At 43.9% G+C, this 15,880-nt stretch carries 14 protein-coding genes; 4 read left to right on the forward strand and 10 right to left on the reverse strand.

Annotated elements, in window-relative coordinates:
- Window positions 1-18: 18 nt before the first annotated feature.
- The gene (locus L4D74_RS06195) at window positions 19-1,311 is read right to left on the reverse strand and encodes a DEAD/DEAH box helicase (protein ID WP_428751265.1); all 1,293 of its coding nucleotides are present in this window, start codon (window positions 1,309-1,311) and stop codon (window positions 19-21) included.
- Between the two features lie 268 nt (window positions 1,312-1,579).
- Here L4D74_RS06195 and trxC point away from each other — a divergent pair, with 268 nt between their 5' ends.
- Window positions 1,580-2,008 carry a thioredoxin TrxC gene (gene trxC, locus L4D74_RS06200; protein ID WP_428751266.1) on the forward strand — a complete coding sequence of 143 codons (429 nt, stop codon included), beginning with the start codon at window positions 1,580-1,582 and terminating at the stop codon, window positions 2,006-2,008.
- Window positions 2,009-2,074: 66 nt separating this feature from the next.
- Here the strand turns inward: trxC and L4D74_RS06205 are convergent, their stop codons facing one another.
- On the reverse strand, window positions 2,075-2,968 hold the full coding sequence (locus tag L4D74_RS06205; protein WP_428751267.1) for a helix-turn-helix transcriptional regulator: 894 nt from the start codon (window positions 2,966-2,968) through the stop codon (window positions 2,075-2,077).
- A 73-nt stretch (window positions 2,969-3,041) separates the two neighbouring features.
- On the opposite strand from L4D74_RS06205, the gene L4D74_RS06210 reads away from it, so the two are divergent.
- Window positions 3,042-4,424 (forward strand): MATE family efflux transporter, encoded by a 1,383-nt coding sequence (locus L4D74_RS06210; protein WP_428751268.1) that lies wholly within the window; start codon window positions 3,042-3,044, stop codon window positions 4,422-4,424.
- Window positions 4,425-4,548: 124 nt separating this feature from the next.
- Here the strand turns inward: L4D74_RS06210 and L4D74_RS06215 are convergent, their stop codons facing one another.
- Window positions 4,549-5,436 (reverse strand): LysR family transcriptional regulator, encoded by an 888-nt coding sequence (locus L4D74_RS06215; protein WP_428751269.1) that lies wholly within the window; start codon window positions 5,434-5,436, stop codon window positions 4,549-4,551.
- 252 nt (window positions 5,437-5,688) lie between these two features.
- On the opposite strand from L4D74_RS06215, the gene L4D74_RS06220 reads away from it, so the two are divergent.
- Window positions 5,689-6,057: a MaoP family protein gene (locus tag L4D74_RS06220; RefSeq protein WP_265673955.1), complete on the forward strand. Its 369-nt coding sequence runs from the start codon at window positions 5,689-5,691 to the stop codon at window positions 6,055-6,057.
- 297 nt (window positions 6,058-6,354) lie between these two features.
- Here L4D74_RS06220 and L4D74_RS06225 read toward each other — a convergent pair whose 3' ends face one another.
- The 7 genes from L4D74_RS06225 to L4D74_RS06255 form a co-directional block, all read right to left on the reverse strand.
- A complete protein-coding gene (locus tag L4D74_RS06225; protein ID WP_265673956.1) occupies window positions 6,355-6,792 on the reverse strand; it encodes an ATP-dependent zinc protease family protein in 438 nt (145 codons plus the stop codon).
- 3 nt (window positions 6,793-6,795) lie between these two features.
- Complete coding sequence (locus tag L4D74_RS06230) at window positions 6,796-7,815, reverse strand: succinylglutamate desuccinylase/aspartoacylase family protein (protein WP_428751270.1); 1,020 nt, start codon at window positions 7,813-7,815, stop codon at window positions 6,796-6,798.
- Entirely contained in the window at window positions 7,816-8,721 is a 906-nt protein-coding gene (gene rimK / locus L4D74_RS06235; protein WP_265673958.1) for a 30S ribosomal protein S6--L-glutamate ligase, read from the reverse strand.
- A 492-nt stretch (window positions 8,722-9,213) separates the two neighbouring features.
- The gene (galE, locus tag L4D74_RS06240) at window positions 9,214-10,230 is read right to left on the reverse strand and encodes a UDP-glucose 4-epimerase GalE (RefSeq protein ID WP_428751272.1); all 1,017 of its coding nucleotides are present in this window, start codon (window positions 10,228-10,230) and stop codon (window positions 9,214-9,216) included.
- 146 nt (window positions 10,231-10,376) lie between these two features.
- Window positions 10,377-11,786, reverse strand: a complete 1,410-nt coding sequence (locus L4D74_RS06245) for an FAD-dependent oxidoreductase (protein ID WP_428751273.1) — start codon at window positions 11,784-11,786, stop codon at window positions 10,377-10,379.
- A gap of 274 nt (window positions 11,787-12,060) precedes the next feature.
- Window positions 12,061-14,490 (reverse strand): ABC transporter permease, encoded by a 2,430-nt coding sequence (locus L4D74_RS06250; protein ID WP_428751274.1) that lies wholly within the window; start codon window positions 14,488-14,490, stop codon window positions 12,061-12,063.
- Between the two features lies 1 nt (window position 14,491).
- Complete coding sequence (locus tag L4D74_RS06255) at window positions 14,492-15,169, reverse strand: ABC transporter ATP-binding protein (RefSeq protein WP_428751275.1); 678 nt, start codon at window positions 15,167-15,169, stop codon at window positions 14,492-14,494.
- Between L4D74_RS06255 and L4D74_RS06260 the strand changes: the two genes are divergently transcribed.
- Window positions 15,168-15,776 (forward strand): arylesterase, encoded by a 609-nt coding sequence (locus tag L4D74_RS06260; RefSeq protein ID WP_428751276.1) that lies wholly within the window; start codon window positions 15,168-15,170, stop codon window positions 15,774-15,776. The genes L4D74_RS06255 and L4D74_RS06260 overlap by 2 nt on opposite strands.
- Window positions 15,777-15,880 lie beyond the last annotated feature (104 nt).

A 15,880-nucleotide genomic window follows, 5' to 3' on the forward strand; every position in this document is an offset into this window, starting at 1 on the left:
ATTAACGATAAAGTATAACTAACGCTTTTTACCGCGATTGGCGTGGATTTTCATTTTCGCCTTCATGCGACGTTTGTCTGAAGAGCGGCTGCGTCCTTTAATTGGTTTGTCGCTTTCAATTTCACTCAGTGGCTTTGGTTCAAATCCAGCTAACCATTCTTGTGGTAGGCGAGTATCTAGTAGCCTTTCGATAGCTTCTAGCAAGTACTGCTCATCATGACTCATCAGCGACACAGCCAAGCCCGTTTGCCCAGCACGGCCCGTACGACCAATACGGTGTATATAGTCTTCCGCTTTGTATGGTAAATCAAAGTTAACCACTTGCGCTAACTGTTGAATATCAAGACCACGCGCTGCGACATCGGTTGCAATAAGCGCTCTTACTTGCCCAGACTTAAAGTCATCTAACGCTTTCTGGCGTGCGCCCTGGCTCTTATCACCATTAATTGACGCAGCTTTGATTCCATCCAATTTTAGCTCTTTTGCTAACGCATCACTGCCTTGCTTAGTTTTGGTAAACACCAATACTTGCTGCCAGTTTTTTGAACCTATTAAATACGCCAACAGTTCATGTTTTCGGCTTTTATCTACCGGGTACACCATTTGCGTTACTGTATCAGCGGTCGTGTTTTCTGGCGTGACTTGTACTTCAACCGGAGTAGACATAATTCGATGCGCCAACGCTTTGATTCGTTGTTCGAAGGTGGCTGAAAACATCAAGGTTTGACGCGCCTTTGGTAAGCGTCTAAGAATGCGATTTAGATCAGGCATAAAACCCATATCAAGCATTCGATCTGCTTCGTCTAGGACCAGGTATTCGCACTCAGCTAACGTGATATTGCGAACATGTTGGTGATCAAGCAAACGACCCGGTGTCGCAACGAGTATATCGGCACCACCTTTTAAGTTCTTTGTTTGCACCCCCATGCTAGTACCGCCATACGCGACAACAATTTTGATACCGGTTTCATGCGCTAATGGGATCAGGTTATCAAAGACTTGCTGCGCTAGCTCACGAGTTGGGGTCAGAATAAGCGAGCGTATCGCGTTGTGCGCGCGTCTTGGCGTCGCTGACCTATCCATTAATTGTTGAATCAATGGGACACCAAACGCAGCCGTTTTTCCGGTTCCGGTTTGCGCCCCTGCTAACACATCTTTGCCAGCTAATACATGTGGAATGGCTTGTGCTTGAATTGGCGTTGGCGAACGGTATCCTAAGCTGTCTAAGTTATTGTTAATTATTTCACTAAGTGAAAACTGAGCAAAGCTCGACTCTACGTTTTGGGTCGAAGATTGGGTAGTGTCTGACATAAATTCGCCAACAAGAAAAATAAAGGGACGCGAGTGTAACAGAAAGTCTATCAGAACCCTACTTAGCATCACTCTTGTCTTGATAGTTTTCCATGCTGACTTTAATTCTGAAAGCTTGGTGTGAAGACTAGTTGTGAAGTCTTTTTGTCTTCGATATTCTTATTATCAAAAGGACACGGTGGTTATTTCGCACTAAATCGTATTGTTCTATTGTTATTCGTTAGTGTTAAACCGCCATGGCACATAAAAAACACCATTAGGAAAGCTCATGTCTACCGTTAATACACGTTGTCCTTCTTGTAAGGGCGTTAACCGCATCCCCTCAGAACGTATTGTAGAGTCCCCTAACTGTGGCCGATGCAAAAGTCCACTGCTCGATGGCGCCCCAATTGAAGGGACTGCCGATAACTTTGACACCCTGCTAAACAGCAACCAACCGATCATCGTTGATTTCTGGGCCCCTTGGTGTAACCCATGCGTCGGTTTTGCTCCGGTATTTGAGCAAACCGCGTCGGAACACAACGGCAGTGTCAGATTCGTTAAAATAGATACGGAAGCGCAACAGCAACTCGCTGCTCGCTATCAAATTCGCAGCATTCCAACCATTATGGTCTTTAAGAACGGCCAGAAAGTGGAACAGTTGAACGGCGCGTTACCCAAATCTCAGTTTGAACAGTGGCTAAAACAATTTATCTAAGCCATTAAACTAAAATCGTCGTTAACTGCTCATCCAATTTCCGTATCTACCGTCATCGATTCCTATTTAAAGCGTATCGATGACTCTTTTTCTAAACTCCGAGGGTGAACGACCCACATGCTTAGAAAAACGATGGGTGAAGTTAAAAGGGTCTTTGTACCCTAGTCGCTCTGCAATCATGCCAATGGTCCAATCATTATTGCGGAGCAAATCGCACGCTTTATCCATTCTTAAGTTAATCAGCCGACTTCTCGGCGACATACCATAGAGTTGTTTACAGATACGTCCGAGTTGGACTTCACTTAAAAACGTACGCTCTGCCATCGCTTGTACTGTCCATGGCAAGTGTAACTGACTTTCGATCAAATTAAACAACGCTTGAACGCGAACGGTAGAGTCTGATGTGGGCGTTTCAAAGCCCGTGATCAAGCGACACACTTCGCTAACCAAAAGCTTACGATAACTCGATCGTTTTCCAATATCGTGGTAGAGCAACGTCATCAATGCCCACATACGCTCACAATCATGAAAAGGCAGCACTTTTTGCCCGAGTTCAGCAACAGGCTGCCAACGCGTCGTTTCCTTGGGTAAAAACCAAATCATACGCCAATGCTTGTATTGCGGGTTGAGTTCAAAACGATACGGCTGATGCGCAGGCAATACGACAATAGAGTAAGGTTCAATCGCTTCCACTGAGGTTTCCGTCGTTAACACCCCGCCACCCTCTATGGTAAATAACAAAGTGTGTACATCGACGCCTTTACGCTCCACATGATAGCCATCCACCAAGTTAGCCATGCCAGCCATAAAGATATCTTCGGATTTGAACTCGGGTATATCACTTTCCGCTAAAAATCGCTCTTCGCACTCGTCGGATAGATACACTTCATCTCCCCATGTCGATTTGATGGAGAATTGTCCAATGATTGATTTGCACAGGTTTTGTTTATTTTTGAACATGGTTATACCCGAGGGATTTCCTTATATTACACGCAAAATTCTTGACGCTAATCACACTGTTTAAGGAGCAGCTATGACAACCCACACTCACTCTCTGTCATCTAAGAATGCTACTCAAAACCAAATGCTTGCCACTGTCGTGAAGCTTGGTTTTCCTGTTGCTATTCAAAGCGCACTGGTTGCGATTTTAGCAATGGCTGACGTGCTTATGGTCAGCGATTTTGGTCATGAAGCGACAGCTGCCGTTGGTATTGCCTCTAAATGGCACTTCGTTGCGATCATGATTATGGCTGGAATGGCCTCTGCGAACGGTGTCCTTGTTGCTCAATATTGGGGACGTAACGACAAACGTTCTGCAAAGACAATAACACAGCTTTCAATGATTGTGGGTGCCAAACTTCTCATCCCTGTCACGCTCGTGATTACCGTCTTTTCAAGCTTTATCATGATGCTGCAAACCAGTGATATGTCAGTTATCGAATTAGGTTCGACCTACTTATGGTATGCCTTTCCGGTATTAATTCTTACTCACTTGGTGATTGTTGCCGAATCTGCCATGCGCTCATCCGGTGACGCTGTCACGCCTTTATTATTGGGCGGCGTGACGATTATCGTCAACATTGCTTTGAATTTCTGGCTTATTAAAGGCGGCTTTGGTGTGCCTGCTATGGGTGTCGCTGGCGCAGCACTCGCGACGTCAATTTCGCGCTTATTACAAGTGGCATTAATCTGGGGTTGCCTTCACTATCGCCAACATTGGTTACTACAGGTGAAACAACTCGACTCCCATACCCGATTATGGGACTCGTATAAGAAACTGGCGGTTCCGACGACAATTAATGCCGTGCTATGGGCAATGGGCACACTTATGTATCAAGTCATTTTCGGCCATATGGGTACAACGGAACTTGCCGTATTTAGTATGATTGGGCCGTTCGAGTCTCTTTGCTATTCGCTGTTTTTTGGTATTTCTGTGGCTTGCTCAATTTTGCTTGGCCAATCTTTAGGCAGAGACGAGTTTGAACATGCATTTAGTATGTCAAAGTTCTTCATTAAAGCTGTGTTTGTTTTCGGCATTGTGGTGGGAGGCTTATTACTTACTAGCCGAGATACCATTCTCGGATGGTTAAACCTAACAAGTGAGGCACTCTATCCACTCGCTTCCCCTGTGATGGTCATTATGTGCTGCGCTATCTGGCTACGCATGCTGAATTTGATCATCATTAATGGGATTTTAAGAGCCGGCGGGGATAACAAGTTCTGCTTACGTATGGATTTTATCTCTATGTGGACGGTCGGATTGCCGCTAACTGCTATTGGTGCTTTTGTCTTTGGCTTTGAATTTCCAGTCGTTTACGCGTGTATGCTTATGGAAGAAGTGGTGAAATTAGGCTTATGCTTCCATCGCTACCTTAAGCGTCACTGGATGAACAACCTCACCCTGGCAGCGGCATAACCTGCGTCTACTAATTGCCACAACCATTTTCATAGAAAGACGTCGTTTAAGACTAACAAAAAAATACCCGCTTAAACTAGCGGGTATTTTTATTCACCAATGATAATAAATTAATATGACCAATCTACTCTGGTGAGTCACTTGCTTGTTGCATTAAAAACGACGGCGACTGCTCAATGGTGTTGATTAGGCTTTCCACTTGTAAAATTGCCTCAATCGCTGTGCTGTTTTTACGATAACTGACAAATAGAGGGCGCGACCATGCTTCCGAATCCGACACAACATACAACTGTTCAGACTCAATAAACGGCTCTACTAGCATTAACGGCAGATAAGCACAGCCACCTTTCTCTAAAATAAAGTCCAATGCAATACGTCCAGTCGAAGTCCTTAAATAAGGCGCTGGAATGTTAGGATGGCGCTCTGCGTGCTCAAAACTAAATTGCGTTCCCCAATCCACATAGACGTACTTATCATTAAAGACTTCCTCTAGAAGATGCGGCTGTGTTGAAACCAGCACTAAGGGAAGCTCCGAAATCTGATGACTCTTAAACTCTTCAAGTTTAAATGGGTCAAACGAGAACGCGAGATCTAAGGTACGCTCTAACAGCTTACGGTTTAATTGCTCTCGCCCCAAAGACTCAGCAACAAAGCCATAACCGCTCAGAGAATCGGTCACGACACTCAAGCAATTTTGTAAATAGGCATCCCATATATTGGGTGTACCGCCAATCGTTAATTGCAGCGCTTTATTGCTCTCTAACGATAGGTCAAACGTCGCCTGTTTAAGGGTCGACACCATAACTTCAGCGTAACCCACTAAACGCTCTCCGGCAGAGGTCAACTGGATATTATTTCTGTGCCGCGTAAACAAACGGGTATCAAAATGCTCTTCCAATTGCTTGATCCTCGCACTCACCGCAGCTTGTGTAATATACAAGTTCTCAGACGCGCGTCCAAAGTGCTTTTCCTTTGCGACTTCAAGGAAAGTTTGAAATACTTTTACATCCATAACCCACTCTCAAACAGTTTCTAACTCACTGAGCTTCTTTAATAATTCACTCATCATTCTACCGATTAACATCGCGCAAATCATAAATAGTTTTTATGATTTCGACAAAAACAATTCACTTCCTTTCTTCTCGGTTTCGCTCTATTTTCAGCGTTGAAATAACACCGGAATTTGTTGCTACTCAACCTCTAGGTTCAACAACAAATCCAATTAACCACATTGCTATACACTCTATTTTTCATTGAGAACGCTATGACTGATACTCAATTTCGCCACGGTAAAAAACGTTTTTATGACGCCGCAAAATTCCCTCGTGGGTTTGCTAAGTCCGGTGATTTTACGCTTCTAGAAGAAGACATCTTGGTAACTTTTGGTGAAACCATGTTAGCGCTTGAGCTAGGTGCCATTTCGCCAGAAAACGTTGATGAAAAGCACTTCCTAAAAGTCATCGACAACCCAAGTAAAGCAAAAAGTAAACTTGAACACACTTGGCTTAAGTATGTAAGACTTGCTCGTGGTCGAAAAGCGTTCCATACACTTAACAGTAAATCAAAATATCGTGAAGCATCAAAAGATTACGACTACGATATGGAAAGTGATAACGAATTAGAGCCAGCGTAACGCGTTTCTTCCCCTTCCTCCTAGTCAAAGTAGAGCCCACAAATGCTCTACTTTTTTTATGTCGCGAGTTATAACCCAGCGGAAAAGTGAATCATTTAGGCTTTGACAACGCTCAATAACGAAAAAACCGCCTACAGGCGGTCTCGATAATCCCCTTTTAGCCTAGTTCAACATACTAATAGGTCAACATACTAATAGGTCAAGAGACTAGTAGTTGAACATGCTAAAAGGAGAAACAAGCGAATGACTTACTCTTTCAAGCTAAAATCAACAATGTTTTCACATCCATAGCAAGCGCTAATCAATTAGAAATGCTTTACCCGGATCAACATAAACTTTGTCTATCATCGCTTCACGCCCTAACAACATCATATAAGACATATCTTGACGATTGGTTAACGTCACTTCAATCGGCCACTCTCTGTCGCCTAAGCGAAACAAGGTTTGTATAACGCAACGCTGCTCTGTATCACCATTAGACGACTTAATGCGTCGTGAATCGATAACCAAAGATTCGCAATGTACAATTTGCTCTAGATGATAAATATCTGGGTGCAAATCATATTGAACGTACAGACGCCCCTCGCGCTTAACACGAGTAAGATTATCAACGTGCAGAGACGACGTTTTAGCGCCAGTATCTATGCGAACTTCTAGGTCAGTGATCCCAAACTCAGGAAGGCTACACAGCTCTAAGTTACCAATGATCATTCGATCGTTATATGTGTTTGGCATAATTTAAATGCTCGGTTCTACAGGAACAATCGAATCTTGCATGATTTCGATGTGTTCAAATACCTCTTCAGCGCAATCTCCAAAATACGCGATGTGATACATAGCTTCACCTTCTTGCACAAGCGGAATGTTTTGCTTGCCAATAATGATGCCAGCTCTGTTTGACGTAACTTGGCTAATATTATTACCTAGCGGTCCATTGATATCAGCCAGTATGTCTCCTTTCTCTACCTTAGAGCCTAAGGCGACATACTCTTTAACAAACCCACTCGCATCGGCACGCGTCCAATCGCTTCGGTTTGCAATAAACGGTTCAGTATTCGCCGCTTTAATTCGTTTACGGATCATACCTAACGCTTTAAGGACGCGAATTACGCCTTTCACGCCTGTTTGAATCGACAGTTCATCAAAACGCAATGCTTCCCCTGCTTCATAAAGCAGTACGCGAGCGCCGTTATTGACTGCAGCTTCTCGCAGTGAACCATCGCGTATGTTTGCATTCAATAGAACAGGTACTGCGAATGCCTCCGCAAGTAGCTTTGTTTCTGGGTCGTCTAAGTTAGCTCGGATCTGCGGTAAATTAGAGCGATGAATTGCCCCTGTATGCAAATCAATACCGTAGTCACAGTGAGCAACGATACTATTTAGAAACGTATACGCTAACCTTCCTGCCAACGAGCCTTTCTTTGAACCCGGAAAACAACGATTGAGATCGCGCCTATCCGGCATGTAACGGCTTTGGTTCAGTACGCCATAAACATTCACCATTGGAACGAAAATAAGCGTACCGTTTTGTAATTTTAAATTTTCAGCGATAAGTCGGCTAATAATTTCAATGCCGTTTAACTCATCACCATGTACAGCCGCACTGACAAAAACTGTCGGCCCTTCCTTCTTAGAGCGTATAACCTGAATCGGTATGGAAACCTCAGCATCGGTATACAATTTTGCTACGGGAATATTGATTTCTTTTCTTTCACCAGGGCGTATTTCTACGCCCGCAATAACAAGCTCTTTTGCCATTTAGCCACGTCCTATGGTTTTATTTTTGTTTGGCTTTGCGTTTTTTTCAATGAAATCGAAGATTAAGTCACCCACATCTTTGCCGGTTGCTTTTTCAATACCCTCTAAGCCAGGAGAAGAATTCACTTCCATGACTACCGGTCCATTTTTAGACTGAAGAATATCAACACCACAAAGGTTAAGGCCCATCGCTTTAGCTGCATTTACTGCTGTCGCACGCTCTTCTTTTGAAAGTTTAACAAGTTGAGCGCTGCCACCACGGTGAAGGTTTGAGCGGAACTCACCTTCTGCGGCTTGGCGTTTCATTGCAGCGATCACTTTACCGCCGACAACAAAACAACGAATATCTGCACCATTTGCTTCTTCAATAAACTCTTGAACCAGTATGTTGGCTTTAAGCCCCATAAACGCCTCGATGACGCTTTCTGCAGCCTTAGTTGTTTCCGCCAATACCACACCGATACCTTGAGTGCCTTCCAACAGCTTGATCACTAGTGGCGCACCGCCAACATTCTTAATAAGATCTTGAATATTGTCTGGCTTGCTAGCAAACCCAGTTCTTGGCAAGCCAATACCTTTACGAGAAAGCAATTGAAGCGAGCGTAACTTATCGCGTGAGCGACTAATTGCTACCGATTCATTAACACAAAATGTTCCCATCATTTCGAATTGACGAACCACTGCCGTTCCGTAAAAGGTAATAGAAGAACCAATACGCGGGATAACAGCGTCGTACTGTGGCAATTCCTCACCCATATAACGAACTTTCGAGCTACTACTCGTAATATCCATATAGCAATGCAGGGTATCAATGATATCCACTTGATGTCCCCTCGCTTCACCTGCTTCTTTAAGGCGACGAGTTGAGTACAAGTTTTCGTTGCGAGATAGAATCGCAATGCGCATGGCAGTATCCTCTTAGATATAGTTTGTTGTTTGGATTGTGAAACGCCGGTATACGAATGACCGGAAAGAGCGTGCACCTTAAGAGTTTAGCAGTTAAAAATAAAACGATAATTTTTATCCGTTACGACAAATATTTTTTGTTGGAAATGTCGAATTTGAGACACAAAAAAACCGGCCTAAGCCGGTTTTCGTTCAATAATTCATTCACTTAAAAATATGTAACTAAAAGGTATGAATGATGTTATTTTTTAGCCATTTCTTTTTTAACCATTACCGCTGAGGTAACGACAAAAGCAATGATGAGCGCTAACTCCATGGAGTTCCCCTACAATTCAAAAGAAATTTCGCACTTATTATTAAGTTGCGAGACCATTTTATCAAAAAAATAACAACATGACACTTTTTAATCACTAAACAACACGATGTGGATCAAAAAAAGGCGCATTACACGCCTTTCTAAGTCACATTTCACTAAATTGTTGGCTATTCACGTTATTCGCTAGGGTAACCATTTGGGTTCATTGATTGCCACTTCCATCCGTCTTCAGACATATCTTTAAGTGTTCGTACGGCTTTCCAGCCTAGATCACGGTTTGCTTTGCTCGGGTCTGCCCAGCATTCAGCAATATCACCAGGTCGGCGATCAACCACTTTATATGGAACATCTTTGCCCGACGCTTGGCTAAAGGCTTCTACCATATCAAGTACACTGTAACCATTTCCAGTACCTAAATTGTAGATATGCAGCCCTTTGTTCTGCTTTAACGTTTGTAATGCCGCAATATGCCCGTCCGCCAGATCCATCACATGAATATAGTCACGAACGCCAGTACCATCCTTTGTTGGATAATCGTTACCGAATACCGATAGGAACTCACGGCGGCCAACAGCAACTTGTGACACAAATGGCATTAAGTTATTAGGGATACCCTGAGGATCTTCCCCCATTTCGCCGCTTGGATGCGAACCAACAGGATTAAAATAGCGCAGTAACGTAATGGTCCAATCTGGATTTGCCTTTTGGAAATCAGTTAAACACTCCTCCACCATTAACTTGCTACGCCCATAAGGGTTGGTTGCGCTTAAAGGGAACGTTTCTGTGATAGGTACAGACGCAGGATCACCATACACAGTAGCCGATGAGCTAAAAACAATATGTTTGACGCCAGCGTCTCGCATCGCATCAACCAAAACCAACGTACCATTCACGTTGTTGTCGTAATACTCTAACGGTTTCTCAACTGACTCACCGACCGCTTTTAAACCGGCAAAATGAATCACAGCATCAATACTATATTGCTTGAGTGCACTAACCAATGCAGCCTTATCTCTCACATCCGCTTCAACAAATATCGGGCGTGTACCCGAAACATTTTCGATGCGATCGAGAACGGCCAACTTACTGTTATAGAGATTATCAAAAATGACAGGCGTCATACCTGCATTGATAAGTTGAACACACGTGTGGCTACCAATATAGCCTGCTCCGCCTGTTACTAGGATATTCATTAGCCAACTCCTTGTTTTTTATGTCGGAAAGTATAGCGTAACCAGCTTATACATCGCAATTTTTCCGCCCGTAGAAAGCAATTGATCTTAATACGTCCCTATCGCCTATATTCACATATAGTGATATTCACGTATGGCGATACGCTCTAATAAGCTTTTGCCAACGATTCAGGGTAACCACGTGAAAGAGCTAAGGCTTTGCCTCTTTGCTCCACCACATCTAAAGTAAAGTCGTTACTCAGCGAAGACGCTATATTTCTGACATCAAACCACCTTTCGGTAATTTTCTTCGCCGCTTCTAACGCTGAAGAGGCTTTCACTATCTCTAGTCTAGCGTAGTTTTCGCCTTCAAAACTGACATCGGCGGTTCTTAAGCTTGGATTGGTGCCCGGTATTTGCTGTGCACCATATAATGGTTTCCCCGCAGGAAGTGCTGTTGCGAAACTGGGAACATATTGACTCAGGTGGGCAATAGCACTCAGCGAACGCTGGTTTTGCACATCAAATGACCATCCTTTCTCTACTTTACTTATAAGATAGTGAGGCAAACAAGGCTGTGCACTAGTTAAGCTCGAGTGTGCCAGCCCATCTTTAAACAAGGTGATGTCTCCCGTCATACCGTGAAGTTGAAAGTAACCATCTGGATAAGGCGTCAGTTGTGCCATGCCACGGGGCGTACCTCGCTCACCATGAAAAATAACCTCTGGCCACTTTTCGTTGTTTGGGGTTTCCCAATGAGTGACGTAAGCGGCTTTAAACTCCACCATGCGCTGTCGACGGTAATGCATTTGGTCATCAATAATGCCAGTACGAAACCCACAGGCATTGATAACATAAGCATAATGTTCAAGTGAAAGATCATCACTCGTTATCGTCATCCCATTATCACATGGTGCGACATGATCAACCTTAACACCTGTGCGTATCGTTAAATTTGGCAGTTGCTCGGCCGCTAATTCAATTGTGGCAGCCACCCTAAACAGGCTAAGACCATACTCCTGCACGACATAAATAGGATATTTGAGACTATCGAGATCGGTATGATTAGCAAATGGGGTTAACCAATCATAGATTGTTTCTGGCGAAGACCCACCTTGCTTACCAATCAGCGCTTCCAGCTCTTCGCGTTCAACACGCTGATAATACTGCTCTGGATGACCGAGTACTTTGTTATGCGGATCCATTTCGACTAGCTGTTGGTAAGTGTTTTTAAGCAACTCCAGTCGTGGAAGTAAGGCGTCAGGATCCCCTTTATCGCTCTGCGGTATCGCAATCACAGTCGGACGACGGTTAACGGTATGAGGGAAGAAGCGAACAAAGGCGATAGATTGTTTTAGTAAAGCAATACAATCTTGGACGGACAGCTCTCGATACAAATTCCCACCAGCATGAAGATGGCAGATCGGTGGACCGCTAACTAAACCAACGTTCTTCTCAAATAATGTCACCTCAACACCTTGCTTTGCTAAGTAGAGTGCGACAGTAGCGCCCGCAACTCCACCTCCAATAATGGCAACACTTTTACCGCTGGTTACCTGAGCATTAACTGAGTTCATTGATTCGTTTTTATCGTTAATTCGTTTAGTTTTTATCGTTATATAGAAGCATTATTTTATCGTGATAGGCTATTAAAAAAAATCACATTTTTCATAATGTTTTTCTTGACATAATTTCACTGAATAACTGTTGAAAACACATTTCACACCTAAAGTTTCGCGCCATCACCGATACATCAATGGTTATGCTTTTATGTCAGGATTCTTACTTGTGAGTTATCCCAAATGTTATCCACCGTTTTTGTGGATAACTCAAAAACAGCGTGATTAAACCTTATGATATCCCATTATTATTGATACTAAGCATTTGTCGAATCAAAGAAAACAATACGGCGGCTAATGTGACAAAAGCAAGAATCGGTACTATGAACCAAGTGGACAAGTGCCAGACCCACGGCAGTTCAAAGCCCAACTTCATAATTAAACCAACGACAATTTCAGCCCCTAATGTGGCAACAAGACCTGCGATTAACGCCATGACGCCATATTCAGACCAAATGGTTCGAATAATACGCTGACGACTGGCTCCGAGTGTTCTATATAAACGTAGCTCATCTTGACGCTGCGCAAGACTTAAGCGCAACAAAGTAAAGATGAGCAATATCCCAGCCAGCACACCAAGCGCAGCGAGTACCGTAATTGACCACACTACTTGTGACAATAATGACTGTATTTTTTCACCCATGATACGAATATCCATAAGGCTAACGGTCGAATACTGCCGAGACAATGATGAGATCAACGCGTTGTCTTGCTGCTCAATTCTAAAGCTCACTAACCAAGCGCTTGGGATTGACTCCATTACATCGGGAGTGAAAATGAAATAGAAGTTAGGCTTCATGTCTCGCCATTCAACAAAGCGAATCGAATTCACCTTCGCCGATACGTCCTGACCATTAACCGTAAAGCCGAGTTCATCACCAATTTTGATATTTAGGCTCTCTGCAACTTGCTGTTCCACCGAAACGCCATTTGTCGTGCTCCAAGCCCCCTCAACGACGTCGTTATAATCTGGAATGGCTGTCGAATAAGTGAAATTTAACTCTCGGCTAAGGGCATCGGTGCCTTCCTCCCCTTGCTGCTGAGCAAGTTGCGCGTCCTTGCCATTAATTAGAACTAGACGACCACGTGAAATAGGGAATGCTTGAGAACGCTGAACCGAATTATCGTCAAGAATTTGAAGGTAGGGCTCTATTTCATGTTCGGCAATATTAAGAGCGAATGCATTAGGAGCATCTGCTGGCAACGTTCTTTGCCAATCGCTTAACAAATCAGTTCGAACCAACCAGATGGTTGTGAGTAACATCAGTGACAGCCCCAACGCCCCATACTGAAGCGCGGTGTGTCGTTTACTGCGATTGATGCGACTCACTGCTAATTTCAGGGAAACTGGCAGTGAGATTCGGCCCAACAGCCAAGTACACATAACACTTACCGCACCCAACACTCCAAATAAGCCCGCGATCCCGGCCAGAAGAATCCAAATGAGCGTGTTGTTTTGATAAACAACCACTAACGGAATAAGGGGCACAGCAAGCAGTAAATAAATCCATCCGAAGCGTTTTTCATCCGCACTTTGCAGAACTTCTACCGATGAAACGGATACCAGTTTATACAGCGGAATACCCAGGGCAGGAATACCAATCAATAAGCTTGACGCAACAGCAATCACAGCTGGCAGCACGCCATAGCTTGGTAAAGGATTAGGCAACAACTCTGTCAATGGAATACGTAACAAGTATTCTAAACCAACCCCAAGCAGCAAGCCGACCACAATAGCCATAGTTACCAATAACCCAGCCTGTATTGCTAACCAACGCACTACCCAGCGTTTGCTCGCTCCAAGGCTTTTCAACATCGCAACGGTTTTTCGACGGCTTTGGACATAGTTCTGACAGGTCAGCACCAGCGTTGTCGCCGCCATAATAATGATAATGGCTACGGTCAGAGACAAATACTGTGTGGTTCGCTCAAAAATATCATTACTGCGGCTTGCTGAATCTTTATCCCGCCAGCGATCACTCGGAGACAAAGTAATGTTTTGTTTCAGGTCAGCAAGGACGTCGTCACTTCCGGTTAGGTATGCTCTAAACTGTACGCGACTCCCTAATTGAATCGCCCCTGTTTCTTCGACGGAGTTTTGATGAATATAAGCGGTTGGCATTTGTTGAAACGGGTTAAAGCTAATACCTGGTTCTTCAACGATCAAACCGCTCACCGCTAACTCAGCGTCTCCTACCGCAACTATATCCCCCTGTTTAACATTAAGTTGATCGGCAATTCTTTCATCTAACCACAGCTCATCTTGACCAACATGATGTTGTTGATGCTCATCTGATGCTAAAGTAAGCGTACCGCGTAACGGAAAGGCGTCATCAACCGCCTTAACCGTAATCAATTGCATGCCTGAGTCACTAAAAGACATCGTAGCAAAACGAGTATAGAAAGAGGCCTCTACGTCGCTGTTGGCAAATAATTCAAGATTAGCGTCTAAAATAGGATTGTCGGAAATATATATAGTGTCCGCAGACAACGCGTCTTTACCCTGTTTTACGATCACCTGCTCCATGCGTTCTGCGAGCGCCGCCAAACCAAAAATACAGGCAATAATCATCGTCAATGAAAGCGCAATCGGCCAAAGTTGACCTTGCTTTATTTCATCAACGCTCCACAGCAATAAACGCTTATTCACAGAGGAAGACATATTAGTGATCCTCAGTTAATTGACCCGCGTTCATAAGGAACACTCGATCGCATCGTTTGGCTAAAGAGAGGTCATGCGTCACTAAAACAAGTGTCGTACCGTGTTCTTGGTTCAAATTAAACAACAGCTCCACTATTTTATGGGCGGTATTTTGGTCAAGATTACCTGTTGGTTCATCAGCAAATAGAATTTTAGGGTTGGTCATAAACGCCCTCGCAATAGCGACTCGTTGCTGCTCACCTCCGGATAGTTGAGAAGGAAGATGATCGAGCCTGTGACCTAAGCCAACCGACTCCAACAAAGCCGTTGCTTTTTCAACGTCCTCGGCTTCCCCTCTTAATAGACACGGTAAAGTCACATTCCCTAGTGCACTTAAACTTGGAATCAATAAGAAGCTTTGGAAAACAAACCCTAAATGTTGGCTCCTTAACTCTGCTCGCGCCTCATCATCGAGTGTTGATATTTTTTTCCCTAATAACTCAATATCGCCGGTACTTGGCACATCCAGGCCAGCAAGTAGCGTCATTAACGTCGATTTTCCGGCTCCAGATGAGCCAACAATAGCAATCGACTCGCCACGATCTATGACAAGATTTACGTTTGCTAGGATTGTTAATTGCTCGGTTTTCGTAGACACTACTTTTGATACCGATTCGGCTTTTATGATGGAAGAACTCATGATTTGGCAACGTTCCTTTATAGTTTTATTTATTTTATCCCTAGCATCATTCCATGCTAAAGCCACCTCAATACTGATTCTCGGTGACAGCCTTAGTGCCGGTTACAATATGAAAGCCGAAGAGAGTTGGCCCACATTGCTACCAAACTTACTGTCAACGGCTGATCGCCCCGTCTCCGTAGTGAACGGCAGTGTATCTGGAGACACAACGGGAAATGGCTTAGCCAAATTACCCTCTTTACTAGACAGCCATCAACCAGATTATGTCCTTATCGAGCTTGGCGCTAACGATGGGCTTAGAGGATTTCAGCCCAACATCGTAAAAAACAACCTGCTGCAACTCATACGAATGAGCGAAGATGCAGGGGCAAAGGTTATGCTAATGCAGATTCGCATTCCACCAAATTATGGTAAAAGGTATGCAAAAATGTTTGAAGCTATCTACCCTGAAATTGCTGAACAAAGTGCCACCCCTTTGATTCCGTTCTTCTTAGAGCAAGTCATCACCAAGCCCGAATGGATGATGGACGATGGCCTACACCCAAAACCCGAAGCTCAGCCATTTATAGCCGAGACCGTTGCTAATGAAGTTCGACCCTATCTATAAATTATATACTCATCAAACGACGGACGCTTAGCGAACCATTAAACTTGATATTGAGGCATGTATAGATTTTAACGAAAACACATGGTTAATAATTAGCCTCACCG

The organism is Vibrio cionasavignyae (genome assembly GCF_050337155.1).
Taxonomy (GTDB): domain Bacteria; phylum Pseudomonadota; class Gammaproteobacteria; order Enterobacterales; family Vibrionaceae; genus Vibrio; species Vibrio nomapromontoriensis.

What these genes read in the sequence shown, in the direction of transcription:
- L4D74_RS06255 (WP_428751275.1), bottom strand. Translation starts at nt 15,169, where the DNA reads ATGAGTTCTTCCATCATAAAAGCCGAATCGGTATCAAAAGTAGTGTCT.
- L4D74_RS06245 (WP_428751273.1), bottom strand. Translation starts at nt 11,786, where the DNA reads ATGAACTCAGTTAATGCTCAGGTAACCAGCGGTAAAAGTGTTGCCATT.
- L4D74_RS06215 (WP_428751269.1), bottom strand. Translation starts at nt 5,436, where the DNA reads ATGGATGTAAAAGTATTTCAAACTTTCCTTGAAGTCGCAAAGGAAAAG.
- L4D74_RS06225 (WP_265673956.1), bottom strand. Translation starts at nt 6,792, where the DNA reads ATGCCAAACACATATAACGATCGAATGATCATTGGTAACTTAGAGCTG.
- L4D74_RS06220 (WP_265673955.1), top strand. Translation starts at nt 5,689, where the DNA reads ATGACTGATACTCAATTTCGCCACGGTAAAAAACGTTTTTATGACGCC.
- trxC (WP_428751266.1), top strand. Translation starts at nt 1,580, where the DNA reads ATGTCTACCGTTAATACACGTTGTCCTTCTTGTAAGGGCGTTAACCGC.
- galE (WP_428751272.1), bottom strand. Translation starts at nt 10,230, where the DNA reads ATGAATATCCTAGTAACAGGCGGAGCAGGCTATATTGGTAGCCACACG.
- L4D74_RS06230 (WP_428751270.1), bottom strand. Translation starts at nt 7,815, where the DNA reads ATGGCAAAAGAGCTTGTTATTGCGGGCGTAGAAATACGCCCTGGTGAA.
- L4D74_RS06210 (WP_428751268.1), top strand. Translation starts at nt 3,042, where the DNA reads ATGACAACCCACACTCACTCTCTGTCATCTAAGAATGCTACTCAAAAC.
- L4D74_RS06260 (WP_428751276.1), top strand. Translation starts at nt 15,168, where the DNA reads ATGATTTGGCAACGTTCCTTTATAGTTTTATTTATTTTATCCCTAGCA.
- L4D74_RS06250 (WP_428751274.1), bottom strand. Translation starts at nt 14,490, where the DNA reads ATGTCTTCCTCTGTGAATAAGCGTTTATTGCTGTGGAGCGTTGATGAA.
- L4D74_RS06205 (WP_428751267.1), bottom strand. Translation starts at nt 2,968, where the DNA reads ATGTTCAAAAATAAACAAAACCTGTGCAAATCAATCATTGGACAATTC.
- rimK (WP_265673958.1), bottom strand. Translation starts at nt 8,721, where the DNA reads ATGCGCATTGCGATTCTATCTCGCAACGAAAACTTGTACTCAACTCGT.
- L4D74_RS06195 (WP_428751265.1), bottom strand. Translation starts at nt 1,311, where the DNA reads ATGTCAGACACTACCCAATCTTCGACCCAAAACGTAGAGTCGAGCTTT.